Origin of the sequence: Kitasatospora sp. NPDC050463, assembly GCF_040655255.1 — a bacterium.
Classification (GTDB): Bacteria; Actinomycetota; Actinomycetes; order Streptomycetales; family Streptomycetaceae; genus Kitasatospora.
Window position 1 is genome coordinate 1 of sequence record NZ_JBFAJO010000230.1, and the last position, 1212, is coordinate 1212.

General features: G+C 66.7%; 1 protein-coding gene. It reads right to left on the reverse strand.

What is annotated here, in order from left to right; genetic code table 11:
- The coding region (locus AB0J08_RS41680; RefSeq protein WP_360645449.1) for an ATP-binding protein at positions 1–288 on the reverse strand (288 nt) is incomplete at its 3' end.
- Between the last annotated feature and the right edge of the window lie 924 nt (positions 289–1212).

Genomic DNA, 1212 nt, shown 5'->3' on the forward strand with positions numbered 1-1212 from the left:
CTGTCGGGTGAGGGCGCCGGTGTCGGTGACCGGCAGGTCCGTCCAGGCGATGTCGGGTGTGTGGTCCAGGAGTTGACGCAGTGTGCTCAAGGGCATCGTTCGGTCGGTGTCCGAGCTGGCGGCGCTCAGCACGGTGGCGCCGTCGTGCTCCGCCCGCGCGGCGAAGGTCTCCAGGAGCTCACTCTTACCGGACCCCGCGGCCCCCTCGATCAGAACGATTCCCCCCGTACCCGACCGGCTCTCCCGAAGCGCGGTCCCGAGTTCGGCCAGTTCGGATCTCTGGTCCACAAGCTGCATGAAGTTCCCCCGTCATTTAGCTTCAAGAATGCAAAAGCCGTCGGTATTGCCATGCGAATACCTGCCCTGCCCCGCCTCCGAGTCGCGTGGATCCGACTCCCTCATCGCCAAGTGATCCTAGGGCTGTCGTGTTGAAGCCGAAGTCGGCGGTACCGGTCGTCCTGGTGGACACCGGGCATCCGTTGTCATAACCATTCGTCAGCTTGCCGCGCTTCCAACGGGTTTCGGTCGGCCTACCGTAGCGGGTCGAGTCTGTGGCCTGGGTCACAGTGGCGCCCCGTCGGCGGCCGCGGACCTGCCGGACCGCGCCGACCGGCGGCGCGGGTCCGGGGGTGGGATCACCGGGCACGTCCCTCGGGGTCTCCTTCTGTCTGCGTACTGTATTTCCCCAGCTCAGAAGAGACTTGGAGGCGTCAGCCGGACTATGGCACGGTCGACCGACGGTCCTTCGTGGGGGCGGTACGTGGTGCATGGGTCCCGTTTGTGACGAAGCGCTAGGGGTGACCGGCCGGGGGAGGTAGGGGATCGGGTAGGGGCGTCCCGGCTCCGCAGTCAGGGGGCGGTCCCGGTAGCTAATGTGCGACCTCATGGACTGGAATGAGGCCGGAGCGGGCGGATCCCGCTCCCCCGGATTCCCGTAGTGACACCTTGTCGAATAAGCCCCGATCCCGCCCCGTCGTTCCCAGCTTCCTCCCGGTTTCTGTCAGCAAGGTCACAGAAGTCCATAAGTCGGTCGATGCGCCGAAGCAGATTGGTGTCGGGTGCCCCCGCGTCGGTATCCGGCCGTGCCCGGAGGGCCGGACCGCCACCGGCGGCAACGGGGCGGGCCGGTGAGTCCGAACGTCGTTGGAAGGTTGGAAGGGACGTCGAGTGACCAAGGAAAGCGGTACGTGGCTGCGGCGGTTCCATCCCGGT